Source organism: Extensimonas soli, assembly GCF_029211265.1.
GTDB classification, from domain to species: Bacteria; Pseudomonadota; Gammaproteobacteria; order Burkholderiales; family Burkholderiaceae_C; genus Extensimonas; species Extensimonas soli.
Genome location: NZ_JARGEL010000021.1, coordinates 59,539 through 75,019, shown reverse-complemented (window position 1 = coordinate 75,019; position 15,481 = coordinate 59,539). Strand labels below are relative to the sequence as shown.

Genomic DNA, 15,481 nt, shown 5'->3' with positions numbered 1-15,481 from the left:
CCCGCACGCGCTGCGCGCGCCGGCGGTATTCTGGTGCAAGCCCGCCAGCGGCGGTCTTGTCTGCCCGCTCCGTGCAGCGGGACAGCCTGAAAAGATGGTCTGCAGTACGGCTCAGCATGGTGCGCCCTCCCCTTCTTCTCCGAGCACCCAGGTGTCCTTGGTGCCACCGCCTTGCGATGAATTGACGACGAGCGAGCCCTCCTTGAGCGCGACGCGCGTGAGGCCGCCGGCCACCATCTGTACCTCGCGGCCGCTGAGCACGAAAGGGCGCAGGTCGATGTGGCGTGGGGCGATGCCGCTGTCAACGTAGGTCGGGCAGCTCGAGAGGCTCAGCGTGGGCTGGGCGATGTAGCGCGCCGGGTCGGCTTCGAGCGCGCGGCGGAAGTCCTCGATCTCGGCCTTGGTGGCGGTGGGGCCGATCAGCATGCCGTAGCCGCCCGCGCCGTGCACCTCTTTCACCACGAGCTCGGGCAGGTGCGCGAGCACGTAGCGCAGGTCTTCGGGGTTGCGGCAGATCCAGGTTGGCACGTTGTTCAAAATGGGCTCTTCCCCGAGGTAAAAGCGCACCATTTCGGGCACGTAAGGGTACACCGACTTGTCGTCGGCAACACCCGTGCCCACGGCATTGCAGATGCTCACGTGGCCAGCCTGGTAGGCTTCCATGAGGCCCGCGCAGCCGAGGATGGAGTCACTACGGAACACGCGCGAGTCGAGAAAATCGTCATCGACGCGCCGGTAGATCACGTGCACGCGCTGCAGGCCGCGCGTGGTGCGCATGTAAACGAAACTATCCTTGACCACCAGGTCTTGTCCCTCGACCAGCTCGACCCCCATCTGCTGCGCCAGGAAGGCGTGCTCGAAGTAGGCGCTGTTGTGCATGCCCGGCGTCAGCACCACGACGGTGGGCTCGGCCGAGGTCGTAGGCGCGCACGCACGCAGGGTTTCGAGCAGCAAATCGGGGTAGTGCGCCACCGGGGCGACCGCGTGCGCGTTGAACAGGCCTGGAAACAGCCGCATCATCATCTTGCGGTTTTCGAGCATGTAGGACACGCCCGAAGGCACGCGCAGGTTGTCTTCGAGCACGTAATACTCGCCCTCGCCCTGCGCATTGGCCGCACGCACGATGTCTATGCCGGCGATGTGCGCGTACACGTCGCGCGGCACCTGCACGCCGATCATCTCGCGCCGGAACTGCACGTTGTTCAGCACCAGGTCGGCGGGCACCACGCCGGCACGCAGGATTTCCTGCGCGTGATAGACGTCGTGGATGAAGCGGTTGAGCGCCGTCACGCGCTGCACCAGGCCGCGCTGCATGCGCGCCCACTCCTGCGCCGGGATGACGCGCGGAATCAGGTCAAAAGGGATCAGGCGCTCGTTGCCCGCGCCGTCTTCGTCCTTGGCACCATAGACCGCAAAGGTGATGCCCACGCGGCGAAAGATCACCTCGGCCTCGGCACGGCGCGCCTGCATGAGCTCCGTGGGCTGGCGCACCAGCCACTGGGCATAGCGCCGGTAATGGGCGCGCACCTCGCTGCCCTCGTAGGGCAGGGATGCGTACATCTCGTCGAAAGGTTGCATGCAAAAAGCCTCCTGTATCCCTGCCAAAGCAATTAGCGCGCCATGACGGCTGCAGAACCGCCAGTGCCATCGGTCGCGCCATCGTGCGTCCTACTCGGCAGCGGCACGTGCGCCCAGTAGCGCGGCCGCTGCCCGCGCTCGCAGCGCACCTCATCGGGTGCAGCCGACGTCCATATGGCAGCGCCGCAGCGCGTCGATTCGACCACGCGGATGTGACGCTCGCCGTAGCGCGCGAGCACTTCAGGTGCCGGGTGTCCGTAGCGGTTGCGATAGCCAGCCTGCACCATCACGGTGCGCGGATGGGCGGCATCGAGAAACTCCGCGCCCGAAGAACTTTTGCTACCGTGGTGCGCGGCCAGCAGCCAGTCGGCAGCCAGCGGCGCGCCGCGCGCGAGCAACGCCTGTTCCTGCACAAGCTCTATGTCACCCACGAGCAAGGCCGCAGCAGATGCGCCACTTGCGCCAGGTGCGCCGTCACCTCCCGCGGCGGCGCTGATGCGCAGCACGCAACTGGTGCCGTTGCTGTGTTTGGCGCGCTCCTGGGCTACCGCCTCCTGCGCCTGCGGATGCAGCACCTCGAACGCCACGCCGTCCCACACCCAGCGCTGGCCCGCGAGGCAGGGCGTGGCGGGGCGCTGGGCAAGCAAGGCGGACTCCTCCATGATCGAGCCCACGAGCTGCGCCTGCGGCTGCTGTACGAGCACGGCGGCCGCACCGCCGATGTGGTCGGCATCGCGGTGGCTCAGCATGAGCATGTCCAGCCGTTCGCCGAGCGCGCGCAGCAGCGGCACGAGCACGCGCTGGCCCGCGTCGCTCGCCACGCCCGCGCGGCCGTAGCGCGGCCCGGCGTCGTAGAGCAGGCTGTGCGTGGCCGTGCGCACCAGCACCGCGCTGCCCTGCCCTACGTCGGCCGCGAGCAATTCGAACTGCCCCGGCGCGGGCCGCGCAGGCTGCCAGCACAGCACCGGCAGCAGCAAGGGCAAAGCCAGCGCACGCACGGCCCAAGGCCAGCGCGTGGCGAGCAAAGCGCCCGCGCCCACCGCGGCCACGCCCGCCCACAGCGGCGCCTGCGGCAAAAACCAGACGGCCTGCGGCCAGGCCGCCAACCACTGCAGCAACGCCAGCAAAGGCTGCAGCGTCCAGGCCGCGAGCTGCCACAGCGGCGCACAGAACACCCCGGCAAGCGCGAGCGGCGTCACGAGCAGCGTGACCCACGGAATCGCCAGCAGGTTCGCAAGCAACCCCACGAGCGCAATCTGTCCGAACAGCACCAGCGACAGCGGCGTGAGCGCGAGCGTGACCACCCATTGCTCGCGCAACAAAGCATAAAAATGGCCTCTCACGCCCTTCGCACCTGCGTCAGCAGCTCCTACATCCGAAGCAAACAGCACCCCCACGGCAATGAAGCTGAGCCAGAAGCCCGCCTGCAGCAAAGCCCAGGGATCGACCAGCACCACCGCTGCGCACGCAAGCAGCCACACCTGCGGCCAGGGCCAGCGCAGGCCCGCCAGGCGCAGTAGCGCGAGTGTGGCGAGCATGGTCACGGTGCGCTGCGCGGGCACGCCCCAGCCGCTGAACAGCGCATACGCCGCCGCGAGCAGCACGCCCGCGACGAGCGCCGCAGACTGCGCCGGCACCGCCAGGCACAGCCGCGCCGAGCGCCCCCAGGCCCAGCGCACGAGGCGCGCCGCAAGCCACGCAAACATGGTGATGTGCAGGCCCGAGATGCTCATGAGGTGCGCCACACCCGTGGCGCGGAAAATATCCCAGTCGGCGCGCTCTATGGCGCGCTGGTCGCCCGTCACGAGCGCGGCGAGCACGCCCGCAGTGCGCGCGGCCAGCGGACTCTCCTGCGCAGCACCTGCGTCCGCGGGCAGCAGGCGCGCAAAAATTGCGTCGCGCACGGCCTGCCGCGCCTGCTCGACGGGGTATTGCCAGGTGCGCGCGAGCCGTTGCGGCGGCACATCGCGCCGCCCCGTGCGCACGTAGCCCGTGGCCTGCACGCCCTGCTCCCAAAACCAGAGTTCGGAGTCGAAGCCGTAAGGGTTGCGCGCGCCGTGCGGGGCCTTGAGGCGCACCGTCATGGTCCAGCGCTCGCCCGCGGCGATCGATGGCGTGGCGCGCGCGCTCAGGTCGGCGTCTTCCCCCTGGCTGCCTTCGGGCGACTCGAACAGGCTCGCGCCCCACCAGCTCAGCTCGAGCAAGGGCGGCAGCGCGACGGCCCTGCCCGCGAGTTCGGCAGACTCGACCGCAAAGCGCAAACGCAGCCCCACGTCACTGACCTGCGGCATGGCCGCGACCACGCCCGTGACGCGCAGGTCGCGCCCTTCGAGCGCGGGCGACAAGGCATCGTCCTGGTAGGCCGCGGCGCGCAAACCCACGCCGGCAAACGCCGCAAGCGCGCCCAGCACCAGCGCAAGCCACCACGCGCCGCGCCGCAACCAGCGCAGCGCGCGCGCCGAGCGCGCACGCCAGGAGCGGCGCACGAGCCACGCGCCCAGCACGCCACACGCCAGCGCCAAAAGCAGCAGCCCCGCATACGCGCGCCGCTCCCACAATGCCGACTGCTGCAGTTGCAACGCACTGCCCGCGAGCACGCCAAGCAGCAGCGCCGGCAGGCGCCAGAAGGCGCGCTCGGAATCTTCCGCGAGGAACGAATCTACGGCAGGGGCCGGCATGCGCGCATCCTACCCGGGCACCCAAAGCGGGATGGCTCGCCCGCGCCACGACAGTGCCGGCGCTGTGCAACACTTACGCCCCGCACATCCATACCCCCATCTGGACTTACGCAAACTAGGAGCCTGTCGGACTTTGGAATCGTCGGCTGCGAATGCGCCGCAGCGGCCCATTTTTTACCGTCTTCTTGCCCCATAGCACCACTATGGGGCTGCGAATCCGGCAAAAACTGGCCTCGCTGGGGCACCTTCTCGCTATCGACGCCCAAAGTCCGACAGGCTCCTAGGATGCTGCGAGCTGTTTTGCCATGGGGCGAGCGCCTTGCCTCACCCCGATTTGCGTAAGTCGTGCCCAGCTCACATTCACGAACGAGGACCCCCGATGAACGTGTACGAACCACTGCAAAAACTCGGCATCACCCTGCCCCCCGTCGCCGTGCCCGCGGCCGCCTACGTGCCCTATGTGCAAAGCGGCAAGCTGGTGTTTTTGAGCGGCCACATCGCGCGCAAGGACGGCAAAGTCTGGGTCGGCCAGCTTGGGCGCAACCTAGGCACCGAAGAGGGCAAGGCCGCGGCGCGCGCCGTGGCCATAGACCTGCTGGGCACGCTGCAGGCGGCGGCCGGCGGCGACCTGAACCGCGTGCAGCGCATCGTCAAGGTGATGAGCCTGGTCAACTCCAGCCCCGACTTCACCGAGCAGCACCTCGTGACCAACGGCGCGAGCGAATTGCTGGCCGAAGTGTTTGGCGACAAGGGGGCGCACGCACGCAGCGCCTTCGGCGTCGCGCAAATTCCCATGGGCGCGTGCGTGGAGATCGAACTGATCGCCGAACTCGCCTGAGAGGCTGAGCCCGCAGAGCCCTGCAGGCCGCAAGGGGCCTGCTAGCAGCCGCTACGCTTTTTGCTTGACGTAGCGCCCCGGCGCGGGCTCCAAGGGCTTGAACTTGCCCTTGCCATATGTCTTGGGCGCGGCAACCTGCTTGCCCGCGTGGCCTGCGAGCCACTGAGCCCAGTCGGGCCACCAGCTGCCCGGATGCTCGGTGGCGCCCGCGAGCCACTCTTCGAGCGTGGGCGGGAATTGCGCGTCCTCCCGCAGCCAGTGGCTGCGCTTTTGCTTGGCCGGCGGGTTGATCACGCCCGCGATGTGGCCCGATGCGCCCATGACGAAGCGCTTGGGCCCGGGCAGCACCTGCGTGCTGGCATAGGCCGCGTGGATGGGCACGATGTGGTCCTCGCGCGAGCCGTAGATGTAAACAGGCAATTGCAGTTGGTTCAGGTCGATCTTCTCGCCGCATACGGTGAGCTTGTTCGGCTGGACGAGATTGTTTTCGAGGTAGAAGTTGCGCAAGTACCAGGCGTAGAACGGCCCCGGCAGGTTGGTGCTGTCGCTGTTCCAATACAGCAGGTCGAAGGGCGGCGGGGTTTCGCCCTTGAGGTAGTTGCCCACGACGTAGTTCCACACCAGGTCGTTGGGGCGCAGAAAGCTGAAGGTCGAGGCCAGCTCCATGCCCGGCAGGATGCCGCCCTGCCCGAACTGCAGCTCGCGCATGCGCACAAAGGCTTCGTCGATGAACACGTCGAGGATGCCCGTGTCGCTGAAGTCCAGCAGCGTGGTCAAAAAAGTGGCGCTGACCACGGGCTCGTCGCCGCGCGCCGCGAGCACCGCGAGTGCGTTGCTGAGGATGGTGCCGCCCACGCAAAAGCCCAGCGCATTGATCTGCGCCGCGCCCGTGATGTTGCGCACGACCTCGATCGCGGCCATGGCGCCGTCTTCGACGTAGTTGTCCCAGGTCTTGTGCGCCAGGCTCGCATCCGGGTTGCGCCAGCTCAGCATGAAGGTACGGTGCCCTTGGTCAACGGCGTAGCGCACCAGCGAATTGTCGGGCTGCAGGTCGAGGATGTAGAACTTGTTGATGCACGGCGGCACGAGCAACAACGGACGCTCGTAGACCTTGGCCGTGCTCGGCTTGTATTCGATGAGCTGGAACAGCTCGTTTTCGAACACCACGGCGCCTTCGGTCGTCCCCACGTTGCGGCCGACCTCGAACTGGCTCTCGTCGGTCATGGACACGTGCCCCTGGCCGATGTCGTGCAGCAGGTTTTGCAAGCCTTTGGCGATGCTCTCGCCCTTGCTTGCCAGGGCTTTTTTCTGCGCCTCGGCGTTGAAGGCGAGAAAGTTGCTGGGCGCCATCGCGGCCAGCCATTGGTCTATGGCAAAGCGGATGCGCGCGCGCGTTTTCGCGTCAGCCTCTACCGCTTCGGCCAAACCCATGAACGTGCGTGCGTTGAGCAGATACACCGCCGCGGTGTAGGCCGCCATCGGGTTCTCGGCCCAGCCCGCACCGCTGAAGCGCTTGTCTTGCAGGCTCGGGATGCTGCCCTGCAGGCTCTGCGTCCAGAGCGCGCGCGCCTCGTCGAGGTACTGCTGCTGCAGCGCCTGCAGCTTTTCGGGTGCAAAGCGCAATGGCGCCGCACCGGATGCCCCCGCAGGCGGCTTCAGTTGCTCGAAAGCCTGCAGTGCCTGCGTCCAGGCCTGGCCCAGAAATGCTGGCTGCGACAGGGCCCCGGTGGCCCAGAAAGACGAGGGGGAATTCATCAGAGAGCTTCCTTGGTTTTCGTTGGAGAGAAAAACTTGCTGAAACCTTGCTAAGCATTCTGCCTGCGGCCCATGACCGGCACACGCACTCATCGTGCCACGCCCGCATCCTCGCGCCAGATGCACGCGGCAAAGCGGCCGCTGCCGCCTGCAACGCGCTGGTCGCGGCGGTAGGAAAAAAAGCGCGCGGACTGCGTTACCGTGCACCAGGCGGGGCTGCCGTCGTTGCCATAGACCTGCGTGATGCCCAGCGCGCGCAGCCGATGGCGCGCCAGGCCCGCGAGGTCGGCCAGAAAATGCCCCGGCCCGGCGGGCGCAAAAAAACGCTCTGCCGCCGCATCGGCCACGCAAAAAGCCGCGCGCACTTCGGCGCCGACCTCGAAAGCCTGCGGCCCTATGCACGGCCCGAGCCAGGCGAGCGTACTCGCGGCCACGCTTTCCGGTGCTTCACTTTGGATAGCTGCTTGCGCTTGCTGTGATTGGGTTAAAGCACAAAAACGTTCGAAAATCCGCTCCAGCACCCCGACCCCGCCCTGCCCTGCGAGCCCGCGCCAGCCCGCATGCGCCGCCGCGACCACCGTGCCCGAGCGGTGCGCCAGCAGCACCGGCAGGCAGTCCGCGACCATGATGGTGCAGGCGAGCGCGGACTGCGTGCTGACGCAGGCGTCAGCCTCGGCGCCGTCGGGCGTGGCGGCATCGAGCTGCAGCACGCCCGTGCCGTGCACCTGGCGCAAAAACACGGCGCGCGTGCCCGGCGTGATGCTTTGCAGCGCAGCCTGCAGGCGCGCGCGGTTGGCCTGCACCGCGGCGGGGCGGTCGCCCACGTGGTCGCCGAGGTTCAGGCTGTCGTAGGGCGCCGCGCTCACGCCACCCGTGCGCGTGGTGCACAGCGCGTGCACGCCGGGTGGCGCCGGCCAATCGGGAATGAGCCAGTCCGCGGGCGGCGCGGCGCTGGATGAGACGGACGCTGCAGCGGGCGAAGCAAAAGGCGTGGACGTGGGCGTGGACATTGCCATGGCCGGCAGCATAACCGCGCACCGCCAGCCTGCACCAGCAACTGCGCAGGCAGCTTCGCCATGGCACACTGCAGCTTGTGTCGCCGTCGCCCGCGCCGCACACACAACACCCAAAATCTCCACCCCGCTGCCTGCCGAGTTTTTGCATGACGCACTACGTTTTCCCTCCCCCCGCCATCGCCAGCGTGCCCGTCGTAGGCCGCGCCGAGCGCTTTCCCGTGCACCGCATCTATTGCGTGGGCCGCAACTACGCCGAGCACGCCAAGGAAATGGGCTTCACAGGGCGCGAGCCACCGTTTTTCTTCCTCAAACCCGCCGACGCCGTGCTGGCTGTGCCGGCGGACGAAACCGGCGCGCTGCCCTACCCCAGCCTCACGGCCAACCTGCACCACGAGGTCGAGCTCGTCGTCGCCTTGGGTCGTGGCGGCAGCAACATCCGCGCGGCCGATGCACTGCAGCATGTGTTCGGCTACGCCGTGGGCCTGGACATGACGCGGCGCGACCAGCAAAACGAGATGAAAAAACAGGGCCGCCCCTGGTCCATAGGCAAGGCCTTCGAGCACAGCGCACCGATCGCGCCTATCACCCCCGCCGAGCAGGTGAGCGATCTCGCGCAGGCCGCGATCTGGCTGCAGGTCAACGGCGCACAGCGCCAGCGCAGCCAGATCAGCCAAATGATCTGGAACATCGCCGAAACCATAGAACACCTCTCGGCCGCCTGGACGCTGCAGCCCGGCGACCTGATCTACACCGGCACACCCGAAGGCGTGGGCGCGGTGCTGCGCGGCGACGTGATCGAATGCGCCGTCGATGGCCTCACGCCCTTGCGCGTGCATGTCGTCTGATTGAATGCTATTCCTTCAATAGCTACAAGCGCACACCAGACAAGCACAAGACGCATTTTTCATCCAAAATTCCTGCATGACCTTCCGCAGCCCCATCAAGTATTGCCGTGCCTGCGGCGCCGCCGTGGCCTATCGCCTGCCGGACGACGGCGACACGCGCGAACGCGCCGTGTGCACCGTCTGCGGCACCATCCACTACGAAAACCCGCTCAACGTCGTGGGCACTGTGCCCGTGCTTGCCGACGGCCGCGTGCTGCTGTGCAAGCGCAACATCGAGCCGCGCTGGGGCAAGTGGACGCTGCCCGCAGGCTTCATGGAGCTCGACGAAACCACCGCCGAAGGGGCCGCGCGCGAAACCGAGGAAGAGGCCGGTGCACACATCGCCATGGGGCCGCTGTTCAGCCTGCTCAGCGTGCCGCGCGTGGGCCAGGTGCACTTGTTTTACCTCGCCACGCTGCTCAGCGAGCAGTTCAACCCCGGCCACGAAACCCTGGAGGCGCGCCTGTTCAGCGAAGACGAGGTGCCCTGGGACGAAATCGCCTTTCGCACCGTGAATGAGACGCTGCGCTGCTACTTTGCCGACCGCAAGCGCGGCAGCTTTGAGCTGCACTGCATAGACATCGAGTAGCGCGCGCCGCGTCGTATCCGCTCCAGCGCACGCTTTGCTTTTTGCGCGGGCACGCCCGCAGGCTGGCAAGCCTCTTGCATGGGTCGTTTCAATAAGTAACGACGCCTGCCTCGCAGCAGGCCAACCCAGCGCAGAAAGGAAAGCAGACCCATGACCCACGGCAACAGCGACGGTGCGGACGACCCCAGCGGCAGCAGCCTCAACACCGACACCTTCATCCCCTTCATGCGCGACGTGGTGCGCTGCGAGGGCGCGCTGCGCGAGCTCAATCTGATGTGGCGGCTCATCGAGGCTTCCGCCAAGATGAACTGTCCCGAGGAAGCGCACAGCATCCTGCCCATGATGGCGGCCACGCGCGCGGGCTTTCAGCGCCTCGAGGGCGACCTGGTGCATTCGCTGGTGCAGGAGTCCCTCGGCGAAGTCATGGCCGAGATCGGCACGCATGCGCACCACGTGATCGACATCGTGGTGCGCAACCTCTACGAGCGCACGGCCGACGTGGGCTTTCTGGCCACCGACCAGGACTTGTGCCGCTTCGTCGCGGGCACCACCACCGACCCCGGCCCCGTGCTGCAGCGCCTGCGCGAGTACCGCAACAAATACACGGTCTATGACGAAATCATGCTGCTCGACCGCGAGGGCGCCGTGCTCGCGCAGATCGACGAAGACGCACCCGTCGAAGGCAGCCACGACCCGCTGATCGCGCAGACGCTCGCCGCCACGGGCCACGTCGAGACCTTTCGCGCCACGCCCTTGCGCCCCGGCAAGGAACATGCGCTGATCTACTCGCAGCGCATGCTCGATCCGCGCACCGGCCAGCCGGCCGGCGTGCTGTGCCTGAGCTTTGCCTTTCACAGCGAAATGGAGGGCATCTTCCATGCGCGCCAGGGCAAAAACCAGCGCAACATCGCGCTGCTGCTCGACGCCGACAACCGCGTGATCGCGAGCAGCGACGCGCTGTGGATTCCCGTGGGCGCGCAGGTGCCCGTGAACCTCGGCGGTGCGCCGCAGTTGCTGGTGCACGGCGGGCGCACCTATCTGGTGCGCACGGTGGCGTCGCAAGGCTACCAGGGCTACCCCGGCCCGCCGGGCTGGAAGGGGCAGGTCATGGTGCCCGTGGAGCTGGCGTTTTCGGCCAAGCTGCAGCGCACCATAGACGCGCTCGACCCGGCGATCGCGCAGGGGCTGCTCGCACACGCCAAGACCTTCTGCCCGCCGCTGTATGAAATCGTCACCGCGGCCGACACCATACGCCGCGTGGTCTGGAACGGCCAGGTCATGACCGCGGGCAAGCAAGGGGCGGCGCAAAAGCTCAAGGCCGTGCTCGAGCAGATCGGCGAGACCGGCGCGCGCACCAACGAGGTGTTCACGCAGTCGATCCGCGACCTCTACGACACCGTGCTGAGCTCGCGCATGCGCGACAGCATGTTCCTCACGCAGCTGCTCGTCGATCTGCTCGACCGCAACCTCTACGAGCGCGCCAACGACTGTCGCTGGTGGGCGCTCACACCCGAGCTGCGCGCCCTGCTCGCCGACGCCGCGCAGGGCCGCCTGCAGGTAGAAGACGTAACCACGGCCTGCCGCATCCTCGAGCACATCAACAGCCTCTACACGGTCTATACGCGCCTCGTGGTCTATGACCGCACGGGCCGTATCGTCGCCGCGAGCCGCCCCACGTGCAAGGACGGCAGCTCGGTGCTCGGCACGCGCATAGACCCGGCCACGCTCGCCGCGGTGCTCACGCTGCCCGACACGCAGTCCTACCACGTCTCGCCCTGGCAGGCCTCGGCGCTCGACGAGGGGCGCCTGACCTACGTCTATCACGCCGCGATCCGCGCGCCCGGCACTGCCGGCGAAGTCGTGGGCGGCATAGGCATCGTGTTCAACTCCAGCGTGGAGTTCGACGCCATGCTGCGCGGCGCCACGGCAAGCAAACCGAACACGCACACCGTGTTCGTGCACCGCTCGGGCCAAGTGATTGCGAGCACCGACCCCGCGCGCCCGCCCGGTCACACCATGGCGCTGCCGCCGGACCTGCTCGCGCTGCCCAACGGCCACAGCACCTCGCGCGCCATGGTGCACGACGGGCATTACTGCATCGTCGGCTGCTCGGCCTCGCACGGCTACCGCGAGTTCAAGGTCAGCGACGGCTACCGCGACGACGTGCTCGCGCTCTCGTTCGAGTCGCTGGGCGCGGTGCAGACCGGGGCCCTGGACGCCGTGCAGCGCCGCCGCGCCGTGCTCGCCGCCGACGTGGGCCAGACCGAGGTGCAGGAGATGGCGACCTTCTTCATCGACGCCGCACTGTTCGCCTTCAAGGCCGAGGAAGTGCTCGAAGCCCTGCCCGCGAACGCCATCGCGGCCGTCTCTGCCGGGCGCATGCCCTACTGCCTGGGCACGCTCGCGCGCAAGGCGCACGGCAGCGTCACCGGCTACGTCTGGGTGTTCGACCTGGGCCAGTTGCTGCGCGGCACGCCATCCGAGATCACGCCCGACAGCCAGGTCATCGTGCTGCAGCACGAAGGCCGGCGCATCGGCCTGCTGGTCAACGAACTGCACGGCGTCACGGCCTTTGCGCGCACGCGCATCTTCGACGCACCGAACGTGCTGGGCAACCAGGCGCAGCTCGTCACCGCACTGGTCCAGCCCGACCCGGCCCCGGGCGAGCCGCCGCTGCTGGTGCAGTGCCTGGACGCGGGTCGGCTCATGCAGGCGCTGCGCAGCAGCACGCTGTCCGCGGTGCAGGACATAGCGGCTGCACCACTGCCTGCACTCGGAAGTGCAGCGCCTGATGTGCAAGCTGCAGCCACACTGCGCGCGGCTTGAGGTTCAAACCACCACGTCCGCCGCCGATTGCTCGCGCCGCCAGTCGAAAGGGTCCTGCTGCAGCACCATGTCTATGTCCAGGCCCACGATCGCCCCCACGTCGCCCGGAAAGCTGTCCGCCATTTGCTTTTCGTCCAGCTTCGCCAGGTGCGCGCGCATGCGCCAGGAGGCAAGGTGGACGATGGCCGCGAGCGGCTCGCAGGCGTTTTCCGCCAGCGGATCGCTCTGGTAGCGCAGCGCTTCGACCACCCGGGCGGGCAAGTGCCAGCGCTCGGCCAGGCGCGTGCTCACCTCCTCGTAGCCGTAACCCAGGATTTGCTGCTCGACCAGGCTGCGTCGCGCATCGAGTGGCGGCACCAGGGCATCGATGGCGGCCATTTCTGCGGGAATGCACAGATGCAAAAGCAGCTCGCCCAGCCCGTGCAGCAGGCCCACGGTGTAGGCGGCGACCGGGTCTTGCAGCAGCACGCCCGCCAGCGCACGCGCCAGGCGCGCCGTCTGCTGGCTGTAGTGCGCGAACTGCGCCAGGCTGACGCCGTGCATGGCCTGCGCTGCGGTGCCCAGCGGGGCTGCGGCCACGAGCGTGCGCAGCTGCTGCGTACTCGCCAGCGCCAGAGCCTCAGGGATGCCGGCCACCTGCCGCGCCATCTGGAATGCCGGGCCATTGGCCAGCGCCAGCACACGCGCGGCCAGCACCGGGTCTTGCCCGAAGTGCTGGTTCAGCCGGCGCAGTTGCGGTGGTGCGTGCGCGAGCTCGGCCAGCAGCAGCGCCACGCTGCGCGGCAACGCGGGCAGCTTGCCGCTGTGGGCCAGCAGTGCCTCGAGCTCGGGCAAGGCGTCGTCAGACATGGTGGTGTGGCAGCGGAGCCCGCTCGCGCCCCGGCTCAACGCCCCTTGCCCTGCTGCAGCTTGGCAAAGGCTGCGGCCATGGCCGAGGGCGCTGCCGGTTCGGCATTGCGCGGCGTGTAGCGGCCGGGGCTGCCGGAATGTGGGCCGTTCTGGCCGTTCTGACTGTTTTTGCCATGCGCGGCACCTGACGCATGCGACTCGGCACCACGCCGCGCGCCCGGCTGCGCCGGTGCTGCGTCCAGCTTCATCGTCAGGCTGATGCGCTTGCGCGGCACATCGACTTCGAGCACGCGCACCTTCACGATGTCGCCGGTCTTGACCACCTCGCGCGCGTCGTGCACGAACTTGTGCGCAAGCTGGCTTACGTGCACCAGTCCGTCCTGGTGCACGCCCAGATCGACGAAGGCGCCGAACTGCGCCACGTTGCTGACCGTGCCTTCGAGCACCATGCCTTCGCGCAGGTCGGTGATGTCCTGCACGCCTTCGTGCAGGCGCGCCACCTTGAAGTCCGGACGCGGGTCGCGGCCGGGTTTTTCGAGCTCGCCGAGGATGTCGCGCACCGTGATGACGCCAAAGCGCTCGTTCGCGAACAGCTCGGGGCGCAGGCTTTGCAGCAGCTCGGCGCGCCCCATCAACTCCGCCACGGGTATGCCGACACGCGCGATGATCTGCTCGACCACGGCGTAGGTTTCGGGGTGCACGCCGGTCATGTCGAGCGGGTTGTCGCCGCCGCGAATGCGCAGGAAGCCCGCGCTTTGCTCGAAGGTTTTGGGGCCCAGGCCCGCGACTTCGAGCAGCTGCCGGCGGCTGCGGAACGCACCCTGCGCCTCGCGCCAGTGCACCACGGCGCGCGCCACGCCGGGCGAGAGCCCCGAGACGCGCGCGAGCAGCGGCACGCTCGCCGTGTTCAAGTCCACGCCCACGGCGTTCACGCAGTCCTCGACCACCGCGTCCAGCGTGCGCGCAAGCGCGCTCTGGTTCACGTCGTGCTGGTACTGGCCCACGCCTATGCTCTTGGGGTCTATCTTCACGAGTTCGGCGAGCGGGTCTTGCAGGCGCCGCGCGATGCTCACGGCGCCGCGCAGGCTCACGTCCACGTCGGGCATTTCCTGCGCGGCGTACTCGCTGGCCGAATAGACCGATGCACCGGCCTCGCTCACAACTATTTTTTGTATAGCTGCCTGTCCAGTTCCTTCCTTGGCTTTGGCTTGTTTTTGCACCAAAGCGATGAGCTCGGCCGCGAGCTTGTCGGTTTCGCGGCTCGCGGTGCCGTTGCCGATCGCGATGAGCTGCACGCCGTGGCGCTCGCACAGCTGCGCGAGCGTGAACAGCGCCCCATCCCAGTCGCGCCGCGGCTCGTGCGGGTACACCGTGGCGGTGGCGACGAGCTTGCCCGTGGCATCGACCACGGCGACTTTGACGCCCGTGCGTATGCCCGGATCGAGCCCCATGACCACGCGGGGGCCCGCGGGCGCGGCGAGCAGCAGGTCGCGCAGGTTGTCGGCAAACACCTTGATCGCTACCTGCTCGGCCTCTTCACGCAAGCGCGTGAACAGGTCGCGCTCCAGCGCCAGGCTGAGCTTGACGCGCCAGGTCCAGGCCACGCACTTGCGCAGCAGGTCGTCCGCGGCGCGGCCGCTGTGGCTCCAGCCCAGGTGCAGCGCAATGCGCCCTTCGGCCAGGCTGGCCTGGCCGGGCACGGGCTCTGCGGGTTGCAGCAGCTTCACGTCCAGAACCTCGAGCGCGCGCCCGCGGAACACGGCCAACGCGCGGTGCGAGGGCACGCGGCGGATCGGCTCGGCATAGTCGAAATAGTCGCGGAACTTGGCGATTTCGGGGTCGTTTTCGTTCTTGCCCTCGATCTTGCGGCTCGCGAGCACGCCCTCGTCCCAGAGCCAGGCGCGCAAGGCCTGCACGAGCGCCGCGTCTTCGGCCCAGCGTTCGCTCAGGATGTCGCGCACGCCGTCGAGCACCGCCGCCACGGTGGAAAAATCCGGCCCCGGTTTGCCATCCTCGAGCACCTCGGGCGCGCGCAAAAAGGCCTGCGCGGCCTCGGCCGGGTCGCGCGTGGGGTCGGCCCAGAGCAGGTCTGCCAGCGGCTCGAGCCCGCATTCGCGCGCGATCTGCCCCTTGGTGCGGCGCTTTTGCTTGAACGGCAGGTACAGGTCTTCGAGCTCCTGCTTGGTCGGCGCAGCGGCGATCGCGGCGCGCAGCGCGTCGGTCAGCTTGCCCTGCGCGTCTATGCTCTTGAGTACGGCCGCGCGCCGCTCGGCCAGCTCGCGCAGGTACGCCAGGCGCGCTTCGAGTTCGCGCAGCTGCACGTCGTCGAGCCCGTTCGTGGCCTCTTTGCGGTAGCGCGCGATGAAGGGCACCGTGGCCCCGCCGTCGAGCAAAGCGACGGCGGCGCGCACCTGCGCCTCGGAAATGCGGATTTCTGCGGCAAGCTGCCGGACGATGGATTCCATGGT

At 68.1% G+C, this 15,481-nt stretch carries 10 protein-coding genes; 4 read left to right on the top strand and 6 right to left on the bottom strand.

Features of this window, described 5'->3' with window-relative positions:
- Nucleotides 1–111: 111 nt before the first annotated feature.
- The gene (locus PYV55_RS09725; protein ID WP_275850516.1) at nucleotides 112–1,578 is read right to left on the bottom strand and encodes a circularly permuted type 2 ATP-grasp protein; all 1,467 of its coding nucleotides are present in this window, start codon (nucleotides 1,576–1,578) and stop codon (nucleotides 112–114) included.
- A gap of 32 nt (nucleotides 1,579–1,610) precedes the next feature.
- Nucleotides 1,611–4,256, bottom strand: coding sequence for a DNA internalization-related competence protein ComEC/Rec2 (locus PYV55_RS09720; protein WP_275850515.1), 2,646 nt, complete (start codon nucleotides 4,254–4,256; stop codon nucleotides 1,611–1,613).
- Between the two features lie 379 nt (nucleotides 4,257–4,635).
- Between PYV55_RS09720 and PYV55_RS09715 the strand changes: the two genes are divergently transcribed.
- Nucleotides 4,636–5,094 (top strand): RidA family protein, encoded by a 459-nt coding sequence (locus tag PYV55_RS09715; protein WP_275850514.1) that lies wholly within the window; start codon nucleotides 4,636–4,638, stop codon nucleotides 5,092–5,094.
- A 51-nt stretch (nucleotides 5,095–5,145) separates the two neighbouring features.
- On the opposite strand, the gene PYV55_RS09710 is transcribed toward PYV55_RS09715, so the two are convergent.
- Nucleotides 5,146–6,849 (bottom strand): PHA/PHB synthase family protein, encoded by a 1,704-nt coding sequence (locus PYV55_RS09710; RefSeq protein ID WP_275850513.1) that lies wholly within the window; start codon nucleotides 6,847–6,849, stop codon nucleotides 5,146–5,148.
- An 89-nt stretch (nucleotides 6,850–6,938) separates the two neighbouring features.
- Entirely contained in the window at nucleotides 6,939–7,865 is a 927-nt protein-coding gene (gene pgeF / locus PYV55_RS09705; RefSeq protein WP_275850512.1) for a peptidoglycan editing factor PgeF, read from the bottom strand.
- 146 nt (nucleotides 7,866–8,011) lie between these two features.
- Between pgeF and PYV55_RS09700 the strand changes: the two genes are divergently transcribed.
- From PYV55_RS09700 to PYV55_RS09690, 3 genes are all read left to right on the top strand, one after another.
- Nucleotides 8,012–8,710, top strand: a complete 699-nt coding sequence (locus tag PYV55_RS09700; protein ID WP_275850510.1) for a fumarylacetoacetate hydrolase family protein — start codon at nucleotides 8,012–8,014, stop codon at nucleotides 8,708–8,710.
- 76 nt (nucleotides 8,711–8,786) lie between these two features.
- Entirely contained in the window at nucleotides 8,787–9,338 is a 552-nt protein-coding gene (locus PYV55_RS09695) for an NUDIX hydrolase (protein ID WP_275850508.1), read from the top strand.
- Nucleotides 9,339–9,563: 225 nt separating this feature from the next.
- On the top strand, nucleotides 9,564–12,164 hold the full coding sequence (locus PYV55_RS09690) for a chemotaxis protein CheW (RefSeq protein WP_472924678.1): 2,601 nt from the start codon (nucleotides 9,564–9,566) through the stop codon (nucleotides 12,162–12,164).
- A 3-nt stretch (nucleotides 12,165–12,167) separates the two neighbouring features.
- Here PYV55_RS09690 and PYV55_RS09685 read toward each other — a convergent pair whose 3' ends face one another.
- Together PYV55_RS09685 and PYV55_RS09680 are read right to left on the bottom strand one after the other, a co-directional pair.
- A complete protein-coding gene (locus tag PYV55_RS09685) occupies nucleotides 12,168–13,013 on the bottom strand; it encodes an HDOD domain-containing protein (RefSeq protein WP_275850505.1) in 846 nt (281 codons plus the stop codon).
- Between the two features lie 35 nt (nucleotides 13,014–13,048).
- Nucleotides 13,049–15,478, bottom strand: a complete 2,430-nt coding sequence (locus PYV55_RS09680) for a Tex family protein (RefSeq protein WP_275850504.1) — start codon at nucleotides 15,476–15,478, stop codon at nucleotides 13,049–13,051.
- Nucleotides 15,479–15,481 lie beyond the last annotated feature (3 nt).

Coding starts and splice junctions, on each gene's coding strand:
- PYV55_RS09725 (WP_275850516.1), bottom strand. CDS start 1,578: ATGCAACCTTTCGACGAGATGTACGCATCCCTGCCCTACGAGGGCAGC.
- PYV55_RS09720 (WP_275850515.1), bottom strand. CDS start 4,256: ATGCCGGCCCCTGCCGTAGATTCGTTCCTCGCGGAAGATTCCGAGCGC.
- PYV55_RS09715 (WP_275850514.1), top strand. CDS start 4,636: ATGAACGTGTACGAACCACTGCAAAAACTCGGCATCACCCTGCCCCCC.
- PYV55_RS09710 (WP_275850513.1), bottom strand. CDS start 6,849: ATGAATTCCCCCTCGTCTTTCTGGGCCACCGGGGCCCTGTCGCAGCCA.
- pgeF (WP_275850512.1), bottom strand. CDS start 7,865: ATGGCAATGTCCACGCCCACGTCCACGCCTTTTGCTTCGCCCGCTGCA.
- PYV55_RS09700 (WP_275850510.1), top strand. CDS start 8,012: ATGACGCACTACGTTTTCCCTCCCCCCGCCATCGCCAGCGTGCCCGTC.
- PYV55_RS09695 (WP_275850508.1), top strand. CDS start 8,787: ATGACCTTCCGCAGCCCCATCAAGTATTGCCGTGCCTGCGGCGCCGCC.
- PYV55_RS09690 (WP_472924678.1), top strand. CDS start 9,564: ATGCGCGACGTGGTGCGCTGCGAGGGCGCGCTGCGCGAGCTCAATCTG.
- PYV55_RS09685 (WP_275850505.1), bottom strand. CDS start 13,013: ATGTCTGACGACGCCTTGCCCGAGCTCGAGGCACTGCTGGCCCACAGC.
- PYV55_RS09680 (WP_275850504.1), bottom strand. CDS start 15,478: ATGGAATCCATCGTCCGGCAGCTTGCCGCAGAAATCCGCATTTCCGAG.